21 protein-coding genes are annotated in these 20,213 nt (G+C 64.1%); 12 read left to right on the forward strand and 9 right to left on the reverse strand.

The window, feature by feature from the left end; all coding sequences use genetic code 11:
* Positions 1–17: 17 nt before the first annotated feature.
* From F3H26_RS12175 to F3H26_RS12215, 9 genes are read left to right on the forward strand one after another with little or no spacing between them, the layout of a single operon-like run.
* Entirely contained in the window at positions 18–530 is a 513-nt protein-coding gene (locus tag F3H26_RS12175) for a TRAP transporter small permease (RefSeq protein ID WP_149776320.1), read from the forward strand.
* A gap of 11 nt (positions 531–541) precedes the next feature.
* The gene (locus F3H26_RS12180; RefSeq protein ID WP_149776321.1) at positions 542–1,870 is read left to right on the forward strand and encodes a TRAP transporter large permease; all 1,329 of its coding nucleotides are present in this window, start codon (positions 542–544) and stop codon (positions 1,868–1,870) included.
* A 12-nt stretch (positions 1,871–1,882) separates the two neighbouring features.
* Positions 1,883–3,190: a histidinol dehydrogenase gene (gene hisD, locus F3H26_RS12185; RefSeq protein ID WP_149776322.1), complete on the forward strand. Its 1,308-nt coding sequence runs from the start codon at positions 1,883–1,885 to the stop codon at positions 3,188–3,190.
* Positions 3,183–3,944, forward strand: a complete 762-nt coding sequence (locus tag F3H26_RS12190; RefSeq protein WP_149776323.1) for an SDR family NAD(P)-dependent oxidoreductase — start codon at positions 3,183–3,185, stop codon at positions 3,942–3,944. The genes hisD and F3H26_RS12190 overlap by 8 nt, the downstream gene beginning before the upstream one ends.
* On the forward strand, positions 3,941–4,921 hold the full coding sequence (locus F3H26_RS12195; protein WP_149776324.1) for a zinc-dependent alcohol dehydrogenase: 981 nt from the start codon (positions 3,941–3,943) through the stop codon (positions 4,919–4,921). Before F3H26_RS12190 ends, F3H26_RS12195 begins: the two co-directional genes overlap by 4 nt.
* 22 nt (positions 4,922–4,943) lie before the next feature.
* Positions 4,944–5,354 carry a universal stress protein gene (locus tag F3H26_RS12200; protein ID WP_149776325.1) on the forward strand — a complete coding sequence of 137 codons (411 nt, stop codon included), beginning with the start codon at positions 4,944–4,946 and terminating at the stop codon, positions 5,352–5,354.
* A gap of 49 nt (positions 5,355–5,403) precedes the next feature.
* Positions 5,404–5,910, forward strand: coding sequence for a sulfopyruvate decarboxylase subunit alpha (comD, locus tag F3H26_RS12205; protein ID WP_149776326.1), 507 nt, complete (start codon positions 5,404–5,406; stop codon positions 5,908–5,910).
* Entirely contained in the window at positions 5,907–6,461 is a 555-nt protein-coding gene (comE, locus tag F3H26_RS12210; protein ID WP_005981189.1) for a sulfopyruvate decarboxylase subunit beta, read from the forward strand. The genes comD and comE overlap by 4 nt, the downstream gene beginning before the upstream one ends.
* Positions 6,461–7,573 (forward strand): alpha-hydroxy acid oxidase, encoded by a 1,113-nt coding sequence (locus F3H26_RS12215; protein ID WP_149776327.1) that lies wholly within the window; start codon positions 6,461–6,463, stop codon positions 7,571–7,573. The genes comE and F3H26_RS12215 overlap by 1 nt, the downstream gene beginning before the upstream one ends.
* Before the next feature lie 42 nt (positions 7,574–7,615).
* Here F3H26_RS12215 and F3H26_RS12220 read toward each other — a convergent pair whose 3' ends face one another.
* Positions 7,616–9,007, reverse strand: a complete 1,392-nt coding sequence (locus F3H26_RS12220) for an aminotransferase family protein (protein ID WP_149776328.1) — start codon at positions 9,005–9,007, stop codon at positions 7,616–7,618.
* Between the two features lie 222 nt (positions 9,008–9,229).
* On the opposite strand from F3H26_RS12220, the gene F3H26_RS12225 reads away from it, so the two are divergent.
* Positions 9,230–10,858 carry an acyl-CoA synthetase gene (locus F3H26_RS12225; RefSeq protein ID WP_149776329.1) on the forward strand — a complete coding sequence of 543 codons (1,629 nt, stop codon included), beginning with the start codon at positions 9,230–9,232 and terminating at the stop codon, positions 10,856–10,858.
* Here the strand turns inward: F3H26_RS12225 and F3H26_RS12230 are convergent.
* The 7 genes from F3H26_RS12230 to hmgA form a co-directional block, all read right to left on the reverse strand.
* Positions 10,855–11,196, reverse strand: a complete 342-nt coding sequence (locus F3H26_RS12230; protein ID WP_149776330.1) for a DOPA 4,5-dioxygenase family protein — start codon at positions 11,194–11,196, stop codon at positions 10,855–10,857. The genes F3H26_RS12225 and F3H26_RS12230 overlap by 4 nt on opposite strands.
* A 90-nt stretch (positions 11,197–11,286) precedes the next feature.
* Entirely contained in the window at positions 11,287–11,925 is a 639-nt protein-coding gene (gene maiA, locus F3H26_RS12235; RefSeq protein WP_149776331.1) for a maleylacetoacetate isomerase, read from the reverse strand.
* The gene (locus F3H26_RS12240) at positions 11,922–12,113 is read right to left on the reverse strand and encodes a DUF2783 domain-containing protein (RefSeq protein WP_149776332.1); all 192 of its coding nucleotides are present in this window, start codon (positions 12,111–12,113) and stop codon (positions 11,922–11,924) included. The genes maiA and F3H26_RS12240 overlap by 4 nt, the downstream gene beginning before the upstream one ends.
* Positions 12,114–12,118: 5 nt before the next feature.
* Entirely contained in the window at positions 12,119–13,729 is a 1,611-nt protein-coding gene (locus tag F3H26_RS12245; protein ID WP_149776333.1) for an FAD-dependent oxidoreductase, read from the reverse strand.
* A 134-nt stretch (positions 13,730–13,863) separates the two neighbouring features.
* Positions 13,864–14,814, reverse strand: coding sequence for an MBL fold metallo-hydrolase (locus F3H26_RS12250; RefSeq protein WP_005981205.1), 951 nt, complete (start codon positions 14,812–14,814; stop codon positions 13,864–13,866).
* Positions 14,815–14,824: 10 nt separating this feature from the next.
* Positions 14,825–16,081 carry a fumarylacetoacetase gene (gene fahA / locus F3H26_RS12255; protein WP_149776334.1) on the reverse strand — a complete coding sequence of 419 codons (1,257 nt, stop codon included), beginning with the start codon at positions 16,079–16,081 and terminating at the stop codon, positions 14,825–14,827.
* A gap of 42 nt (positions 16,082–16,123) precedes the next feature.
* Positions 16,124–17,479, reverse strand: a complete 1,356-nt coding sequence (gene hmgA, locus F3H26_RS12260; RefSeq protein ID WP_149776335.1) for a homogentisate 1,2-dioxygenase — start codon at positions 17,477–17,479, stop codon at positions 16,124–16,126.
* Positions 17,480–17,535: 56 nt separating this feature from the next.
* Between hmgA and F3H26_RS12265 the strand changes: the two genes are divergently transcribed.
* Both F3H26_RS12265 and F3H26_RS12270 read left to right on the forward strand, forming a co-directional pair.
* Complete coding sequence (locus F3H26_RS12265) at positions 17,536–17,988, forward strand: MarR family winged helix-turn-helix transcriptional regulator (protein WP_093965172.1); 453 nt, start codon at positions 17,536–17,538, stop codon at positions 17,986–17,988.
* Between the two features lie 59 nt (positions 17,989–18,047).
* Positions 18,048–19,280 carry an adenylate/guanylate cyclase domain-containing protein gene (locus tag F3H26_RS12270; RefSeq protein ID WP_149776336.1) on the forward strand — a complete coding sequence of 411 codons (1,233 nt, stop codon included), beginning with the start codon at positions 18,048–18,050 and terminating at the stop codon, positions 19,278–19,280.
* On the opposite strand, the gene F3H26_RS12275 is transcribed toward F3H26_RS12270, so the two are convergent.
* Positions 19,277–20,086 (reverse strand): division plane positioning ATPase MipZ, encoded by an 810-nt coding sequence (locus tag F3H26_RS12275; protein WP_149776337.1) that lies wholly within the window; start codon positions 20,084–20,086, stop codon positions 19,277–19,279. The genes F3H26_RS12270 and F3H26_RS12275 overlap by 4 nt on opposite strands.
* Positions 20,087–20,213 lie beyond the last annotated feature (127 nt).

The following is a 20,213-nucleotide window of genomic DNA, read 5'->3' on the forward strand; positions in this document are numbered from 1 at the left end:
CCTTGCCGAGGGAAGCGATGTCCTTACTCAAAACCATAGACCGCAATGCCGAACGCTGGCTGCTGCTGGTATTCTACGTGATGCTGGTCATCACGATGGCGATCGAGGTGCTGCGGCGCGAGATCTTCGCCTATTCCTCGATCTGGGGCGAGGAGATCGTCCGCTATTCCTTCATCTATCTGGCCTGGATCGGCGCAGCGGCGGCGGTCAAGGAACGCGCCCATATCCGGATCGACATGATCATGCATTACCTCGGCCCGCGGCCCAAGGCGGTGCTGTATATCTTCGGTGATCTGGTGATGTTCGCGGTGGCGGTCATCGCGCTCTACTGGTCCTACGAGGCGGTGCATGTCTCGGCCAAGTTCGGCTCGGTCACTGACGGGCTGCGGGTATCGAAGGTTTGGTTCCTGATGGCGGTGCCCACGGGCTTTGCTCTGATGATCTGGCGCCTGATCCAATCGTTGATGAACGATATCAAAAGTCTTCGTGACGGCACGCCCGTCTTCGAAGGCGACAAGCTGTTTGACTGAGGAGAAACCGGATGCTGTGGAGCTCTCTCAATCAAACGGTCGAACTGGGCTGGGATTTCTACCTGCCGGTGATCCTGTTCGTCGGCCTGATCGCGCTGGCGGTTCCGGTCTGGGCCGCGATCGGCTCGGCCGCGATCGTGATGCTGATCATGTCGGGCGATCTGCCGCTGAGCCTTGTGGGCGAAAGCCTGTTCACCGGCATCGACGCCTTTGCCCTGACCGCGGTGCCGCTGTTCATCCTGACCGGCGACGTGCTGGTGCGCACCGGGCTGTCGCGCAAGTTTCTGGACGTGGCCGAGGCGCTGACCTGTTTTGCCAAGGGCGGGTTCGGTTCGGCCACGGTTCTGGTCTGCGGCATGTTCGCGGCCATTTCCGGGTCTGACGCGGCGGGTGCGGCGGCGGTGGGTCGGATGACGATCAACCGACTGGTCAAAAGCGGCTATCCGCGCCCCTATGCCTGTGCGCTGGTGGCGGCGGGGGCCTGTACCGGCATTCTGATCCCGCCTTCGATCGCCTATATCATCATCGGGCTCGTGCTGGGCATTTCGGCCTCGACCCTGTTTCTGGCCGCTCTGATCCCGGGGCTGGCGATCCTGGTCTCGATCCTGGTGACCAACATCATCATGAACCGTCTCTATGCCTATGAGGGCGGCGGCATGATGACCATGGGCGAGTGGGCGGCCAATCTGGGCAAGGCGCTGAAATCGGGCTGGTACGCCTTCATCGTGCCGGGCATCATCTTCTACGGTATCTTTTCGGGTCGCCTGACCCCGACCGAGGCCGGCGCGACCGCTGTCGTCGTCACCATCATCATGGGGTTCATCCTGCGCACGCTGACGCTGGCGGACTTCCCGTCGATGCTGGTCAGCTCGGCCAAGGTGAACGGGGTGATCCTGCCGATCATCGCCTTCTCGGCCCCGCTGGCCGAGGCGCTGGCGATCATGGGCGTGCCGCAGGGCTTCGTGGCCTCGGTGACCTCGCTGACCGAGGATCCGTTCCTGCTTATCCTGCTGATGATCGGCATTCTGATCGCGGCTGGCTGCGTCATGGAGACGACACCGAACATCGTCATCCTGGCCCCGATCCTGAAACCGCTGGCGGACAATATCGGCATGAACGAGATCCAGTTCTGCATCATGATGATCACCGCGCTGGGCGTTGGCTTCATCACGCCGCCACTGGGGCTGAACCTGTTCGTGGTGTCGGGGATCACGGGTGAATCCATCCTCAAGATCGCGGCCCGCGCCGTGCCCTTCGTGCTGACCATGCTGATCGTCGTCATCCTGATCGCCTACGTTCCGGCGCTGTCGACCACCTTGCTTCCTGAAATCTACCAATAGGATCTTCTGAACATGTCGCGTGAATACCTCAAGAAGGCCACCCTGACCGCACAATCCCACGCGTCCGAGGTGCATGACACGGTCAAGACCATCCTGGCCGACATCGAGGCCGGCGGCGACGCCAAGGCGCTGGAATACGCGGCCAAATTCGACAAGTTCGAGGGCAACGCGCTGATGACCCCCGCGGAAATCGAAGCCGCCTGCGCGCGGGTGCCGGAAAAGCTCAAGGCCGATATCCGCTTTGCCCAGGACAACGTGCGCCGTTTTGCCGAGGCGCAGAAGACCACCGTGTCGGATGTGCAACTGGAAATCGTGCCGGGCTTCATCGCGGGGCAAAAGGCCATCCCGGTCGATGCGGCGGGCTGCTATGTGCCCGGCGGACGGTACAGCCACGTTGCCAGCGCCATCATGACCGTGACCACCGCCAAGGTGGCGGGGTGCCGTCACATCACCGCCTGTTCGCCGCCCCGCCCGGGTGAGGGCGTGGCCCCGGCGATCGTCTACGCCGCCCATATCAGCGGCGCTGACAGCATCCTGGCCATGGGCGGCGTGCAAGGCGTGGCCGCCATGACCTATGGCCTGTTCGGCCTGCCGCGCGCCAACATCCTTGTGGGGCCGGGCAACCAGTTCGTGGCCGAGGCCAAGCGCATTCTGTACGGCAAGGTCGGCATCGACATGATCGCGGGTCCGACCGATAGCCTGATCCTGGCGGATGCCACGGCCGACCCCTTCGTCGTGGCCACCGACCTGGTCAGCCAGGCCGAGCATGGCTACAACTCGCCCGTCTGGCTGGTGACCGATGACCGCGATCTGGCGACCCGGGTGATGGAGATGGTCCCGACCCTGATCGCCGATCTGCCCGAGCTGAACCGCGACAACGCCGCCGCCGCCTGGCGCGACTATGCCGAGGTGATCCTGTGCGCGGACCGCGAAGAGATGGCCGCCTGTTCCGACGACTACGCCCCCGAGCATCTGACCGTACAGGCCGCGGATCTGGATTGGTGGCTGGATCGGCTGACCTGCTATGGCTCGTTGTTTCTGGGCGAAGAAACAACCGTGTCCTATGGCGACAAGGCCACCGGTACGAACCACGTCCTGCCCACCTCGGGCGCGGCCAGCTATACCGGCGGGCTGAGCGTGCACAAATACATGAAGATCGTCACTTGGCAGCGGGCCACGCGCGAGGGTTCGAAACCCATCGCCGAGGCGACCGCGCGGATCTCGCGGCTGGAAGGTATGGAGGGCCATGCCCGCGCCGCCGATGTGCGTCTGGCCAAGTATTTCCCGGACGAAAATTTTGACCTGACCGCAGATGAATGACCCCCGCGACCTGTTCGATCTGACCGGCCGGGTGGCCTGCGTCACGGGCGCCAGTTCGGGGCTGGGCCGGCGCGTTGCGCAGGTGCTGGCGGCTGCGGGCGCGCGGGTGGTGGGCGTTGCCCGCCGGGCCGAGGCACTGGCCGAGTTGCAGGCCGAGATCGGTTCAAGCGCTGCGGTGGTCGCAGGTGACGTGGCCGACCGAAGTGGCTTGCCATCGCTGGTCGAACAAATCTCGGCCCCGTTCGGCGCGCCGGATATCGTGGTTCATGCCGCCGGGGTGAACACGCGACAGGCCGCCGATGACGTCACGCCCGAGGGCTGGGACGCGACACTGGGCCTGAACCTCGGTGCGCCGTTCTTCCTCAGCCAGGCCATGGTGCCCGCGATGAAGGCGCGTGGTTGGGGCCGGATCGTGAATTTCGCCTCGCTGCAGACGACGCGGGCCTTTCCCGGCGGGATCGCCTATGGGGCCAGCAAGGGCGGGATCGCACAGCTGACCCGCGCCATGGCCGAGGCCTGGTCGCCGCACGGTATCACCGCCAACGCCATCGGCCCGGGCTTCTTTCCGACCGAGCTGACGCAGGCGGTGTTCGATGACCCCGCCCGCGCGGCCCGCAACGCGGCGCAGACCTGCATCGGTCGCAATGGCCGCATGGACGACATCGACGGGCCGATCCTTTTCCTGTGCTCGCGGGCCTCCGACTATGTCACCGGGCAGATCCTGATGGTTGACGGGGGGTTCACGGCGAAATGAAAGCTCTGGTCTATGAAGGCGTCGAACACCTGGTCTATCGCGACGTGCCGGACGCTGCGCCGCAACCTGGCGAGCATCTGATCCGGGTCGAGGCCGTCGGGATCTGCGGGTCCGACATGCATGCATATCTGGGCCATGATGCGCGCCGCCCGGCGCCCTTGATCCTGGGTCACGAGGCGGCGGGCACAGTGATCGGCGGCCCCAAAGACGGAACGCGGGTCACGATCAATCCTCTGGTAACTTGCGGGCAGTGCCCGGCCTGCAAGGCGGAGCGCGAAAACCTGTGCCCCGACCGTCAGATCATCTCGATGCACCCGCGCGAAGGCGCCTTTGCCCAATATGTTTCGATGCCTTGGGACAATCTGGTTGAGGTGCCGGATCACGTACCCTTCGCCAAGGCCGCCCTGGCCGAGCCGCTGGCCGTCAGCTGGCACGCCGCGCGCCTCGCGCTCGAGGCGCTGCATCCAGCGATGGAGCGTCGTGCGCTGGTGATCGGGGGTGGGGCGATTGGCCTTGCGGCGGCGCTGGCGCTGCGGGCGATGGATGTCGTGGATGTGACCGTGGTCGAACCCAACGACCTGCGGCGTAAGTTCCTGCAAAGGCTGGATTGCGCCAAGGTCGCACCCGAAGCGCAAGGTGATTTCCCGATCGTGGTCGACGCCGTGGGCTTTGCCGCCACCCGTGCGGTGGCCTCGGAACGGGCCCGGCCGGGCGGGGTGATCGCGCATGTGGGTCTGGGCGAGGACACCGGCGGGCTGGACGTGCGGCGCATGACCCTGCAAGAGATCACCTTCATCGGAACCTACACCTATACCGCGCAGGATTTCCGTCAGACCGCGCAGGCCATTTTTGACGGCGCGCTGGGCGCTCTGGACTGGATCGAAGAACGCGATCTGGCCGATGGCGCCCGGGCCTTTGCCCAGCTACGCTCGGGCGAGGTCGCGGTTCCGAAAATCGTGCTGTCCCCGTGGGCCTGACCGCCCGGAACTGGAGGTAACCATGTATAAGAAAATTCTTGTCCCCATGGCGCTTGATCACGGCATTTCGCCGCAAACGCTCGAGATCGCCCGTGCCTTGGGTGGCGGATCCGCCGAGATCGTCGCGCTGCATGTCTATGAGATGCCGCAGGGCTCGGTCAGCGTCTATCTGGACAAGGACGCCGTGGCCGAAGGCTTTGCCCGGGCGCGCGAGGTCCTGATGGAAAAGCTGAAAGGCCTGCCGGATGTAAAGCCCGAACTGGTCAAGGGCCACACCGCACGCACGATCATCGACTATGCCAACGACCACGGTTTCGATTGCGTCGTCATCGGCTCGCACCGTCCCGGACTGACGGATTATTTCCTTGGCTCCACCGCGTCGCGCGTGGTGCGGCATGCAAAATGTGCCGTCCACGTCCACCGCAGGGCCTGACCCGTCCATCGCGCCCTCGGCGCCCCAACCCAGGAACAGAAGCTTCGACATGAACATAGACAAGAAGATCACCGAAGATCTGGTGGCCAATGACATCTCGTTCGTCACCACGGTGCCGTGCAAGCAACTGGCCGGCGTCATCGCCGAGATCGACGCCCATGACGCCATCTTTCACATCCCCTCGAACAAAGAGGACGAAGGCATGGGCCTGTGCGCCGGGGCCTGGATGGGCGGCAAGCGCCCCGCGATCATCATGCAGAACACCGCGATCGGGGTCACGATCAACACGCTGGCGACGCTGATCCAGTATTACCGGATGCCGCTGCCGATGCTGATCTCGTACCGGGGCGAACTGCGCGAACCCATCGCCTGCCAGGTCGAGATGGCCGTTCACACCAAGGCCCTGCTGGCGCAGATGCACATTCCGACCTACCATTTCCACCATCAGGAAGACGTGGCCGAACTGGACGCGATCCTGAAATACACCTTCATGTGCAACAAGCCCGTCGCGATCCTGACCGACGCCAATTTCTGGGGAGGCTATGGCGACCAATGATCCGTTCTGAAATCCTGAAGGAAATCGCCCCGATCCTGCGTGACCAACTGGTCGTGTGCAATATCGGAATCCCCAGCCAGGAACTGCATGCCATCGACGATCAGCCCACCAATTTCTACATGCTGGGCACGATGGGCCTGGCCTCGAGCATCGGTCTGGGGTTGGCGCTGGCCCAGCCGAAACCGGTGATCGTGATCGACGGCGACGGCTCGATCCTGACCAACCTGGGGACGCTGCCGACCATCGCCAACAACGTAGCCGACAACTATATCCTGCTGATCATCGACAACGGCTCGTACGGCTCGACCGGCGATCAGCCGACCTATGCGGGGCAGAAGACCTCGCTGGCCAAGATGGCCGAGGCGGCGGGCTGCGAGCGCGTGATCGAATGCCAGGCCGAAGAGACCGGCCGCGTGCTGCAAGAGGCGCTGGACGCCCGCCAGATGACCATCATCGTCAGCAAATGTGAGAGCGGAAACGCCAAGATGCCGCCGATCACGATGGACCCGGTCGTCATCCGCGACCGCTTCATGAAGGCCGTTCAGGCCTGATGGGCGCAAGCGCCATCCACAGCGCCGAAGATGCCCGCCGGCTGGCCCGGCGGCGTCTGCCGTGGATGGTGTTCGACTATATCGACGGGGCCGCCGGGTCCGAGGCCGGGGTCCGGCGCACCCGCGCGGCGCTGGACGCGATGACCCTGCGGCCCCGGATCCTGCGCGATATCAGCAACCGGTCACTGGCGACCCGTGTGTTCGGGCAAGCGGCCGACAGGCCCTTCGGCATCGCGCCCATGGGCATGTGCAACCTGTCCGCGCCGGGCGCCGACCTGATGCTGGCGCGGCTGGCGGCGCAATACGGGGTGCCGCTGGGCGTTTCCACGGTGGCCTCGACACCGATGGAGGCGCTGATCGAAGAGGCCCGGGGCCATGCCTGGTTTCAGCTGTATTTCAGCGGCGATGGCAGCGGCACGTTCAAGCTGGTCGATCGGGCAAAGGCCGCGGGCTACCAGACCCTGATCCTGACGGTTGACGTGCCCGAAGTCGGCCGCCGCCCGCGCGAACTGCGCCACGGCTTCCGCATGCCGTTCCGGATCGGGCCGCGGCAGTTTCTGGATTTCGCGCTGCATCCGCGCTGGTCGATCTCGACCCTGCTGAAGGGCAAACCGCAGATGGCGAATTTCCTGATGGAGGGGTTCGCGTTCGACCGAACCGAAAGCCGTGCAAAGGCCGATTGGGGCACGCTGGCAAGGTTGCGCGACCGGTGGCCGGGCAAGCTGGTGGTCAAGGGCGTGCTGGATGTCGAAGACGCGGTTTCGCTGAAGGCGTCCGGTGTCGACGCCATCCAGGTCTCGAGCCACGGCGCCCGTCAGTTGGAGAGCGCACCCGCACCGATCTCGGTCCTGCCGCAGATCCGGGCGGCGGTCGGCGACGACTATCCGCTGTTTTATGACAGCGGCCTGCGGTCCGGCGAAGATGCGCTCAAGGCGCTGATGGCCGGTGCCGATTTCCTGTTCTTCGGGCGGATCCTGCAATTCGCCATCGCGGCGGGCGGCGAGGCCGGTTTGCACCGGTTGTGGGAGGTGCTGTCCGAGGAGATGGACATCGCCATGGCCCAGATCGGCGTCACCGCGCCGCGCGGTGTACGAGGTGGCCGGGGCGAGTAAAAGTCCGGCGCGCCGAACGCGCCGGTCGGTCGTCAGATGCCGTCAGCCGAACACGCGACCCAACGCGCCATCGACCGCGTCGGTGATCTGGTCGATATCGTCGGCCGTCGCAATCAGCGCCGGCGAGAAGCACAGCGTGTTGTTCTTGCCCGGAACCGAGCGGTTGGTGACGCCGATGATCACGCCCTGCGCCATGCAGTCGGCCACGACCGCCTGGGCCAGTTTCTCGTTCACCGGTTCCTTGGTCGCACGATCCGCCACCAGTTCGGCCCCCAGGAACAGACCCTTGCCGCGCACGTCGCCGATGACCTTGTGCTTGTCCATCAGCGCCCGCAGGTTGCCCATCATGCGATCCCCCATCGCGGCGCAGTTGGCCAGCAGGTTTTCATCCTCGATGATGCGCATGTTCTCGATCGCCGCCGCCGGCCCGGCGGTGCAGCCGCCAAAGGTCGAGATGTCGCGGAAATAGTTCATCGGGTCGTCGGCATTGTCCTTGAACATGTCAAAGACTTCTTCGGTGGTCACCATGCAGGCAATCGCCGCATAGCCCGAGGCCACGCCCTTGGCCATGGTCACGAAATCCGGTTTCACGCCATATTGCTGGTACCCGAACCAGGTGCCGGTGCGACCCACGCCGCAGACGACCTCGTCGATATGCAGCAGGATGTCGTATTTCTTGCAGATCTCCTGCACGCGCTGCCAATAGCCTTCGGGCGCCTCGATCACGCCGCCGCCGGCGGTCACCGGCTCAAGGCACAGCGCGCCCACGGTGTCGGGGCCTTCGCGCAGGATCACGGCTTCGATCTGATCGGCGGCCCATTCGCCAAAGTTCTCGTCGGGTGCGCCGTCCAGTTCGTGCTTGCGGTATTCCATGCAGTGCGGCACGCGCACGAAATCCGGCGCAAAGGGGCCGTATTGCGCGTTGCGCTCGTCCTGCCCGCCGGCCGACATCGCCGCCAGGGTCGAGCCGTGATAATCGCGGTCGCGGTACAGGATCTTGGTCTTCTTGCCGCCGTATTTCTTGTGGGCGATCTGGCGGACCATCTTGAACGCCTTCTCGTTCGCCTCACTGCCCGAGTTGGTGTAGTAGACCCGGCTCATGCCCGGCATCTTTTTGATCAGCTTTTCGGCAAAGATCGCGCCGGGGATCGAGCCCGCCGACTGGGCGAAGTAGCACAGCTTCATCAGCTGGTCATAGACCGCCTTGCAGATGGATTCGCGGCCATAGCCCACGTTCACCGTCCAGACGCCGCCCGAGACGGCATCCAGGTGTTCCTTGCCCTTCTGGTCCCAGACGCGCATGCCCTTGCCTTCGACGATGATGCGCGGATCGTTCGTCTCGAACGGCTTGTGCTGGATCAGGTGGTGCCAGATATGGGCGCGGTCGGCCTCGACCACGCGGGAAAGATCGTTTTCGTTGAACGTGCCGTCCATGACATGTCCTTTCACTAAGATGCGACGCGCGGGAATCACGATGTCCGGCGGGCGCGGATGAACCAGATACCGCAGATCAGCCCGAAAGCCCGGTACGCAGTAGGGCCAGATTACCCGATCGCGTAGCTCCAGTATATTCGCCGCGCGTAGTTTTACGGGTTTGTTTTGCGCCAACCTTTGTGCTCAATACGAAAAATCCGACGATTTGGGGAGGAGAGGCGGATGGCGACCCACAACATCTATCAGCGCGATCTGGACAAGTGCCCGGCCAATTTCACGGCCCTGTCCCCGCTCAGCTATATCGAGCGGACGGCGGCCGTTTACCCGGACTATCCGGCCGTGGTCTATGGCGACCGGCGCTATAGCTGGGCGCAGACCTATGCGCGTTGCCGCCGGTTGGCCAGCGCGTTGGCTGCGCGTGGGGTGGGCACGGGCGACACGGTGTCGATCATCGCCGCCAACATCCCCGAGATGTACGAGGCGCATTTCGGCGTGCCCATGGCGGGCGCGGTGCTGAACACCATCAACACAAGGCTGGACGCGCCAATCATCGCCTTCATCCTGAACCACGCCGAATCCAAGGTGCTGCTGGTCGATCCCGAGTTTTCGGGCGTGGTGAAGCAGGCGCTGGAGCAGGTGGATCACGACATTCTGGTGATCGACATCGAGGATCCCAGTTTCGACGGCGGTGAGAAACTGGGCGCGCTGACCTATGACGACCTGCTGGCCGAGGGCGACCCGGAATTCGACTGGTCTCTGCCTGCCGATGAATGGGACGCGATCACGCTGAACTATACCTCGGGCACCACGGGTAACCCCAAGGGGGTGGTCTATCACCACCGTGGCGCGGCGCTGAACGCCACGTCGAACATTCTGACCTGGGGCATGCCGCAGCATTCGGTCTATCTGTGGACGCTGCCGATGTTCCATTGCAACGGCTGGTGTTTCCCCTGGACCATGGCCGCGAACGCGGGCACGTCCGTCTGCCTGCGCGCGGTGCGGGACGAGCCGATCTACAAGGCGTTCCGGGATGAGAAGGTCACCCATTTCTGCGGCGCGCCCATCGTGCTGAACATGCTGGCCAACGCGCCTGATCACCTCAAGGATTTCGGTCACGAGATCAAGGTGATGACAGCCGGCGCCCCGCCGCCTGCCGCGGTGATCGCCGCGATGGAGGGAATGGGCCTCGAGGTCACCCATGTCTATGGCCTGACCGAGACCTACGGGCCGTCGGTCGTGTGCGCCTGGAAGGACGAATGGAACGACAAGCCCGCCGAGGAACGCGCCGCGCTCAAGGTGCGGCAAGGGGTGAAATACGTTGCCTTGTCGGGGCTGATGGTGGCCGATCCGGAAACGCTCGAACCGGTGCCGGCCGATGGCGAGACCATGGGCGAGATCTTCATGCAGGGCAACATCGTGATGAAAGGGTATCTCAAGAACCCCGAGGCCACGCAGAAAGCGTTCCGCGGCGGCTGGTTCGCCTCGGGCGATCTGGGGGTGATGCATCCCGACGGCTACATCGCGCTGAAGGACCGGTCCAAGGACATCATCATCTCGGGGGGCGAGAACATCTCGTCGGTCGAGGTCGAGGATATCCTCTACAAGCACCCCGCCGTGATGGAGGCCGCCGTGGTCGCGAAGCCGGACGAGAAGTGGGGTGAGACGCCCTGCGCCTTTGTCGAGTTGAAGCCGGGCGCCGATGCGACCGAGGCCGATCTGATCGCGTTCTGCCGCGACCACATGGCCCATTTCAAGGCACCCAAGACGGTGGTGTTCGGGCCGCTGCCCAAGACGTCCACGGGCAAGATCCAGAAATTCAAGCTTAGGGAACAGGCGCGGGCGCTGGGCTAGGCGCCCAGCCGGTCAAAGATCGACAGGTCCAGGTCCAGCATCTCGCCCATCCAGATCGCCCTGTCGCGGTGGTCGGGCAGGTGCTGGCCGGTTTCGGGATGGGTGAACACGGTCAGCCCCTGCCGGTTCAGCATCAGCCACGGGACCACCTTGTCGAAGGCATCTGCGGCAAAGCTCAATTGGCAACTCCAGCGCGGGTGGGGGCCGACATTGCGGCTGTGCATGTGGCCCATCTGGACGGGGAACAGGCGTGCAGCCTCTTCGCAGACACGGCGGGCGGTCTCCTGCGTTTCGGCGTTGAAATAGACATGGGCGTGATAGCCGGTGATCTGTGGCATCGGGGGCCTCGTGCGGTGATTTCCGGCACGAGGCTAGGCCCGATCGGCGCTGGTGCACAGACGCATCGGCACACAGACCCTGTGCGCGGCTCAGCCCGGCGCGTGGGCGTCCGGGTGGGCCGCTGCAAAGGCAGGGTGGTCGGCGCAGGCGGCTTCGACCGCCAGAATGCGCGGCATGTCCGACAGATCGACCTGCCAGCGCCGGGCGTTGTACATCTGCGGGATCAGGCAGAGATCGGCCAGCCCGGGCGCCGATCCCGTGCAATAGGGGGCTTGCTCGAACTCTTCCAGCATTGCCTCGAAGGCCAGCAGGCCGGGGCGGATGAAATGGCGCATCCAGTCGCCGGGCATGTCGCCCTTTCCGCCGCTCAGCTGCGTGGCGTGGCGGGCGACCTTCAGGTTGCAGACCGGGTGCAGATCCACCGCGATGGCATGGGCCAGCGCCTGCGCCCTGGCCCGCGCGACCGGCTCGTCCGGCAGCAGGTTCAGGCCCCGCGTCCGGTCGAGATAGTCGAGAACGGCCAGCGACTGGGTCAGTTGCACGCCGTCGATCTCGAGCACGGGCACAAAGCCTTGCGGGTTGCGCGCCAGATGCGCGGGCGCGGTCTGCTCGCCCTTGACCAGATCGACCGTCTGCGCGCGATAGGCGATCCTGGCCAGGTTCAGCGCGATGCGAACCCGGTAGCTGGCCGAGGACCGCCAATAGTCATACAGGACGACGTCGCTCATCGGGCCTTGGCCGCGTCGATCGCCTGTTTCAGGATGGTCCGGTCGCCGATGTGATTGGCCAGCACCAGCACCAGCCGCGCATTCAGCGCATCGCTTTCGGCCTTGTCCAGACCGTCGTGCGCGGCCAGCAGATCGGCATAGAAATCATCCGCGCCGTCGATATTCGGGGTGAGGATCAGTTCATCCATTGTGCCTACTCCTTGCCGATGGCCCGGCGGATCGCATGCCGGAACGCGTTGTCTTCATAGCTGTCGCGTCGTGCCGCCACATGCTGGTCGGGCCGGATCAGATAGACCGCACCTTCCGCGTCACCCAGATACCGCCGCTTCAGCGCCAGCGTGCGGTCGTCCTTGACCGACAGCGCCAGCCGCTCGACCGTCACGCCCTCTTCCTCGATCCTGTCGGGGGCGTCGGCATCGATGGTCAGCAGGGTGAACTTGCCCGCCAGCTTGGGCAACAGGAATTCGTCCCCCAGCGGCGCATCGGGGCAGGGCGATCCGGGGCGTGTTTCGGCCGGGCCATCCAGCGCATCCGCCGAATTCAGCGGCGAGCCGTCATAGGTGCAGGGCACGCTCAACCGCCCGGAATTCACCAGCGGGCGGGCGAACTCGTAATGTTCGCTCAGGTCCAGAACCGCGTCGCGCAGGATGCGTGACATTTCCGATTTCGGCGTGATGAAATCGGTCGAGCGTGTCGAGTTCAGGATGTTCTCGTCCGCGCCATGGATGCGCTCGACATCATAGCTGTCCAGCAGGCTGTCGGGCGCGGTACCGTCCAGGACCATCTTCAGCTTCCAGCACAGGTTGTCGGTGTCCTGCAGGCCCGAATTGGCCCCGCGCGCGCCGAAGGGGCTGACCTGATGGGCGCTGTCGCCGGCAAACAGGACGCGGCCGTGGCGGAATTTCTCCATCCGGCGGCACTGGAAGGTATAGATGCTGACCCATTCCAGCTCGAACTGGACATCCTCGCCCAGCATCGCCTTGAGGCGCGGGATCACGTTTTCAGGGCGCTTTTCCCGTTCCTTGTCGATGTCCCAGCCCAGTTGCAGGTCGATGCGCCAGACATTGTCGGGCTGTTTGTGCAGCAGGGCGGACTGGCCGCGATTGAAGGGCGGGTCGAACCAGAACCAGCGCTCGGACGGGAAATCGGCCTCCATGATCACGTCGGCGATCAGGAAGTTGTCCTCGAACACGCGGCCCACGAAATCCAGCCCCAGCATCCGGCGGGTGGGCGAATTGGCCCCGTCGCAGGCGATCAGCCAGTCGGCCTCGACGGTGTACGACCCCTCGGGCGTTTCAACCTCGAGCTTGACGTGGTCGTCATGGGTGCCGATCGCCTCGACCTTGTTGCGGCCACGGATCTCGATCGGCGCCCCTTGGGCCTGCAACGCGCGGACCCGTTCGACCATGAACAGCTCAAAGTAGTATTGCTGAAGGTTGATGAAAGCCGGATGGGCATAGCCCTCATCGGGCTGAAGGTTGAATTCATAGACCTTGCGGTCGTCGAAGAACACTTTGCCCGTGTTCCACTGCACGCCCTTGTCCACCATCGGCCGGGCACATCCCAGCCGGTCGGCGATTTCCAGCGTGCGCTGGGCGAAACAGATGGCGCGGCTGCCGAAACTGACCTTGTCGTTGTCGTCCAGCACCACCACCTCGACGCCCTGCTGGGCCAGGTCGATGGCGGCGGCCAGCCCGACCGGGCCCGCGCCGATCACGATCACCTGATGCCGCACCGGGGCGGGGGCATCCTGATCGGGGCTGCGGGCATAGGCATAGAGCGGCTGTTCAAAAATCTTGTTCATGGGCTCTCTCCCCAAGTTCCGTGCGCCGGGCGCACATTCCCTGCCCACCGGCGCGGGGCGCCGATGGCTCTCCTCCATGGTCGCATCGTTTTCAGGCCGGCAACACGATCTGGATCAAGTCGCCGGGCCGTTTCTCAGCCCTGCAGGGCCTCCCACATCTCCAGATCGCGCTGGGCGGTCCAGATGCGCGGGGTGTCGATGCCGCGCGCCTCGTCATAGGCGCGGGCCACGTTGAAGGGCAGGCAGTGTTCATAGATGGCGTAGTCCGAGAATTTCGGATCGCACTCCGCACGCACCGCGTCCCAGGCCTCTTTCAGGCTGCCGCCGCGCGCCGCCACCTTGGCCGCCGGGCGATAGGTGCTTTCGACGAAATCGCGGGTGTTCTCGATGGCTGCGTTCACCATTTCCTTGCCGACAAGCGCATCGCCGCGCCCCGGCGCGATGGCATCCACGTCGAACCACTGGATCTGATCCAGCGTGTCGCCCCAGTCGCTGAAATGCCCGTCGCCGCAATAGCAGGCCGAGTGATATTCGACGATGTCGCCGGTGAACATCACGTTCTGGTCGGGCACGTGGATGACGATGTCACCGGCGGTATGCGCCCGACCCAGATGCATCAGATCGACCCGGCGGTTGCCCAGATAGACCGTCATCGTGTCGTTGAAGGTGGTGGTGGGCCAGGTCAGGCCGGGGATGCTCTCGTGCCCTTCGAACAGGCGCGGAAAGCGCTGGAACTCGCTGTCCCAGTCCTCTTTCCCGCGTTCGACGACCATGGCGCGGGCCATGTCCGACATGATGATCTGCTGCGCACCGAAGGCGCTGGCGCCCAGTACCCGGACCGCGTGGTAATGGGTCAGCGCCACATGGGTGATCGGCTTGTCGGTCACCGACCGGATGCAGTCGATCACCTTCTGCGCCAGGCGCGGCGTGGCCTGGGCCTCGACCACCATCACGCTGTCATCGCCGATGATCACGCCCGAGTTCGGGTCGCCTTCGGCGGTGAAGGCATACAGCCCTTCGCCCACTTCGGTGAACGAGATCTTCTTTTCGGTCATGTCCCCCTGGGACGCGAATGCCTTGGCCATGTGGCGCTCCTTATCGTGCGTATGGGTCTTCAAGGGCGGGCAGCACCGTGCCGGTGCAGTCGCCGAAACCGATCGTGTAGCCGTCGCCCCGGGCGGCGCCCTTCAGGGTCAGCGTGTCGCCGTCCTCGATGAAGCTGCGGGTTTCGCCGGTGTCCAGCGTGATCGGCTCCTTGCCGCCCCAACTGAGTTCCAGAAGCGAGCCGCGGCTGTCCTTCGTCGGCCCCGAGATCGTGCCCGAACCCAACAGATCGCCCACGTTCATCGGGCAACCCGAGGTGGTGTGATGCGCCAGTTGCTGCGCCGAGGAATAATACATTTCCTTGTAATTGGTGCGGGCGATTGTGGTCGCCGGTTTGCCTTCGGGCGCCATCGTCACCTCAAGGTCGATGTCGTAGAGCATCGGGCCGCAATCCTTGAGGTGATCCAGCAGTTCGACCTCACGCGCGGGCGTGTCGCAGCGGAACGGGTCCAGCGCGGCCTTGGTCACGATCCAGGGCGAAATCGAGGTGGCGGTGGCCTTGGCCTGGAACGGGCCCAGCGGCTGGTATTCCCAGGCCTGGATGTCGCGCGCCGACCAGTCGTTCAGCAGGACATAGCCAAAGATGTGATCGTCGGCCTCCTGCACGGTGATCGGGCCGTCGGACGGGGTGCCGACGATGGCGCCCATCTCTAGCTCGATGTCGAAACGGCGGCTGGGCAGGAAGGCCGGGCGGTCGTGGTCGGGCGATTTCAACTGCCCCCATGGGCGGCGGATATCGGTGCCCGAAACCACCACCGACGAGGCCCGTCCGTTGTAGCCGATGGGAATGTGCAGCCAGTTGGGCGGCAGCGCGTTTTCCGGGCCGCGGAACATGGTGCCCACATTGGTGGCGTGGTGCTTGCCCGCGTAGAAATCGGTGTATTCGCTGACGGCAAAGGGCATGTGCAGTTGGGCCTCGGCCTGCGGAACCAGCAGCGGTTCGACCTTGTCCTGTTCTTTCGACCCTTTCGCCAGCAGGGCGGTCAGCCGCTCGCGCAGCGCGGCCCAGACCGCCGGTCCCTGCTCCATCAGCGGGTTCCAGAAGGGTAGGTCGAACAGCGGCTCGTCACCCAGCGTGATCAGCCCTTCGGCCTCGGCGGCGGACACGTCAAGGATCATGTCCCCGATGGCCACGCCGCAGCGCGGCTCGGTGCCTTCGGTCGAAAAGACGCCATAGGGCAGGTTGTTCAGCGGAAACGGGTGGTTCGCGTCATTGGCCGAGGCCACCCAGGATTTCATCAAAGGCATTGCGTTTCCTTGTGCGGTGCGGTGGCCGTGGGGCCACCGGTGTCATTTCTTGCCGGGCGTGCCGTCGAATTTCTTCTCCAGATCCGTCCAGCAATCGATGTAGTCATCCTGCAGCGGCGCCTCGTTCGCGGCAAAGGCGGTCAGGTGCTGCGGGAAGCGGGTCTCGAACATGAAGGACATGGTGTTGTCCAACTTGTCCGGCCCCAGATTGGCGTTGGACGCCTTTTCAAAGGCTTCCTTGTCGGGGCCATGCGGGATCATCATGTTGTGCAGGCTCATGCCGCCCGGCACGAAGCCCTGCGGCTTGGCGTCATACTGGCCGTAGATGTTGCCCATCAACTCGGACATGATGTTCTTGTGGTACCACGGCGGGCGGAACGTGTCCTCCATCACCATCCAGCGTTCGCGGAACAGGACGAAGTCGATATTGGCCGTGCCCGGCACGCCCGAAGGCGCGGTCAGCACGGTAAAGATCGACGGATCGGGGTGGTCGAACAGGATCGCCCCGACCGGGCAATAGGTGCGCAGGTCGTATTTGTAGGGCGCGTAGTTGCCGTGCCAGGCCACCACGTCCAGCGGGCTGTGACCGATCTTGGTGGTGTGGAACTGGCCGCACCACTTGATCGTCACGGTCGAGGGCACCTCGCGATCCTCGAACGCGGCCACGGGCGCCTTGAAGTCGCGCGGGTTGGCCATGCAGTTGGCGCCGATCGGGCCACGGCCCGGCAGCTCGAATTTCTGGCCGTAGTTCTCGCAGACGAAACCACGACAGGGGCCTTCCAGCACCTCGACGCGGTAGACTAGCCCGCGCGGGATGATGGCGATCTCCTTGGGTTCCAGGTCGATGATGCCCAACTCGGTCGCAAAGCGCAGGCGGCCTTCCTGCGGCACCACCAGAAGCTCGGAATCGGCCGAGAAGAAATAGTCATCCACCATCGATTCGGTGACCAGATAGATGTGGCTGGCCATGCCGACCTGGGTGTTCACGTCCCCGGCGGTGGTCATGGTGCGCATGCCGGTCAGCCAGGTCAGCGGTTGGTCGGAATGGGGCACCGCGTCCCAGCGGTACTGGCCCAGGCTGATCACGTCCGGATCGACATTCGGGGCGCTTTTCCAATAGGGCAGGTCGATCTTTTCATAACGGTGCGAATGCTTGACCGAGGGCCGGATGCGATAGCACCAGGTGCGCTCGGGCGGGTTGGCGGTGAAGGCGGTGCCGCTGAGCTGTTCGCCGTAAAGGCCATAGTTGCATTTCTGCGGGCTGTTCATGCCCTGCGGCAGCGCGCCGGGCAGCGCTTCGGTTTCAAAGTCATTGCCAAAGCCGGGCATATAGCCTGCGTGGGTGCCAACGGGCGTGCTGGCTTGGGTCAGAGCGTGCGGGTCAGTCGGACGATTCATCGGGGTTCCTCCGTTTGCTGCTTGTCGGATAATAGTTGATTTTGTAACTAACAACCATGACACAGCCAGATTCCGCCGAAAAAGATGACTTCGACCTGCGAAATTTCCTGCCCTTCCTGCTCAACCAGGCGGCCGAGGAAAGCTCGTTGGATTTTCAGAAGGTCTACAAGAACCGCTATGGGATGCTGCGTACCGAATGGCGCGTTCTGTTCCACCTGGGCAATTACGGAGAGATGACCGCCAAGCAGATCGGGGAACGTGCCAAGATGCACAAGACCAAGATCAGCCGCGCGGTGCACAAGCTGGAACAGCGCCGATACCTGCGGCGCACCCGCGACGAAAACGACCGCCGGATGGAGCGGCTGACCCTGACCCCCGCCGGTCTGACGGTGTACCGCGAATTGCGTGACATCGCCCGCGACTATGACGCCCGGCTGGCGGGCATGTTCACCACGGGCGAGGCGGCGCTGTTGCGGATGATGCTGCGGCGGCTGGCCGGAATGGACTGACCTCTGGTAATCTGGCCTCGCAACCCCCAAGTGGGTTGCAGACCAGACGGAGCCCCAAGATGCCATCCACCGCCCCCCAAGCCCGCGCCGATGACCTGATTGGATGGTTGCTGGACCGGGGGCTGGAAGGGGCCGAACAGTCGGAAATACTCGAAGGGTATTGCCTGCGGCTTGTGGATGCGGGCGTTCCCCTGATGCGGTTTCACGCCGCCCAAAGCGCCTATCACCCCACATACGGCGGCACCGGCTTCAACTGGTACCGGGACGAAGGGGGCAGCGTCGAGAATTACGAGCACCGCGAGGAATTGCCCGATCAGTGGGTTTCGAGCCCGCTCTACGCGATGCTGCAGTCCGGCGCGAAGGAGCTGCGTGAAAGGTTGAAGGACCGGAACGAACCCAGCCGATTTCCGTTTCTGAACGAACTGCACCAGAAAGGCGCCACCGACTACTTTGCATCCGGGCTGGTACTGCAGAAAGTCGCGCCCGAAAACCGGATCGCCCTGGACCAGATGCCCGAGGGGGTGCTGATGTCATGGACGACGGACCATGCCGAAGGGTTCGAGGAAACCCACCTGGATCTGATCCGATATGCTCTGCCGCATCTGGGTCTGGCCTTGAAATCGGCCTCGAACCGGAAAATGGCACAGGATCTGCTGCGCGTCTATCTGGGGCGGGATGCGGGTCGGCGCGTGCTGTCGGGAGAAATCCGGCGCGGATCGTTGCAGCAGATCGACGCCGTGATCTGGAATTTCGACCTGGAAGGGTTCACCGGCCTGGCCGAACGCCTGCCGGGCCCGGACATCATCGCGATGCTGAATGACTATCTGGCCGTGGCGGTCGAGGTCGTGCAGGGTTGCGGCGGCAATATCCTGAAATTCATGGGCGACGGGCTGATGGCCATGTTCGACGTGGGCGAGATCGACGAGGACGCCCGCGCCGCGCTGGCCGCCGTCGGCCTTCTGCAGACGCGTATGGCCGATCTCAACGCGGAACGGGCTGCCGCCGGTCTGCCGGTCGCCAATTTCACCCTTGCCCTGCATTCGGGCGAGATCCTGTATGGCAATATCGGTGCTGAAAGCCGGCTGGATTTCACCGTGATCGGACCGGCGGTGAACCAGGCCGCGCGTATTGCAGGCATGCACCGCTCGCTGGACCGGCGTATCTTGATCTCGGATGACGTGGCCCGCGCCGCTCAGCCCTGCGAACAGGACCTGATCTCGGTCGGGCGCTACATGCTGCGCGGCGTGCCCGAGCCCAAAGAGCTGTTCACGATCTACGCGCCGACGGCCTAGAAGTCGATCTCGACCCCAGGCAGGTTCAGTTCACGCATCATGTCGCGCAACTCCTGCCGCGCCGCGATGTTGGAAATGTTGAGCTGTTTCACCCCGATATCCTTGAGGTCCAGCAGGGTCAGCCCGCGCGGGAACAGCTCGCGAAAGATCACACGCTCGGAAAAGCCCGAGGCGACGCGGAAGCCGATCCGTTTCGACAGCATCTCGATGGCGCGCTGCATCTTTTCCTTGTTGACCATGCGCTGGGTGCCGACACGGTTGCGCACCACCACCCAGTCGATGGGTTTCAGCCCGGCCTGCGCCCGCAATTGCCGCGCGTTCCAGACCATCTCGGAATAGACCGAGGGGCCGAGGATCTTTTCACCCTTGGAATCAATCCGCGCCAACAGGTCGAAATCGATGAAACTGTCGTTCAGCGGCGTGATCAGCGTGTCGGCCAGCGAATGGGCCACCTGGCTGAGCCGCGTGTGCGAGCCGGGGCAGTCGATCAGGATGAAATCGCTGTCGCTTTCCAACTCGGCCACGGCGGCGGACAGGCGGTGGTCATAGATGTTCTCGCCGGGTTTGAGCTTGCTTGCGTCGATCTCGGGCAGGTCATGGTGGCGTGGGCTGGGCAGGTCCAGCTGTTCGTGGGCCATGAAATTGCGCCGGTTCTCGAAATACCGGCCCAGGCTGCGCTGCCGCAGATCCAGATCCAGCGTGCTGACCTTGTGTCCCAGCCGCGCCAGCGCGGTGGCGACATGCATGGAAACGGTCGATTTGCCTGCGCCGCCCTTTTCGTTCCCCACCACGATGATATGTGCCATGCCAGTGTTCCCCGGTTCCGTCGTGTTTGACTACACGTTGTTTGCGGCCACTATATGTTGTGTGTGCGCCAAAGGAAAGCGGTCGAATCGGGTTCCTGCGCCAAGATCAGGCACTGTCATTAGGGGG

Origin of the sequence: Ruegeria intermedia (assembly GCF_900129345.1) — a bacterium.
GTDB lineage: Bacteria > Pseudomonadota > Alphaproteobacteria > Rhodobacterales > Rhodobacteraceae > Ruegeria > Ruegeria intermedia.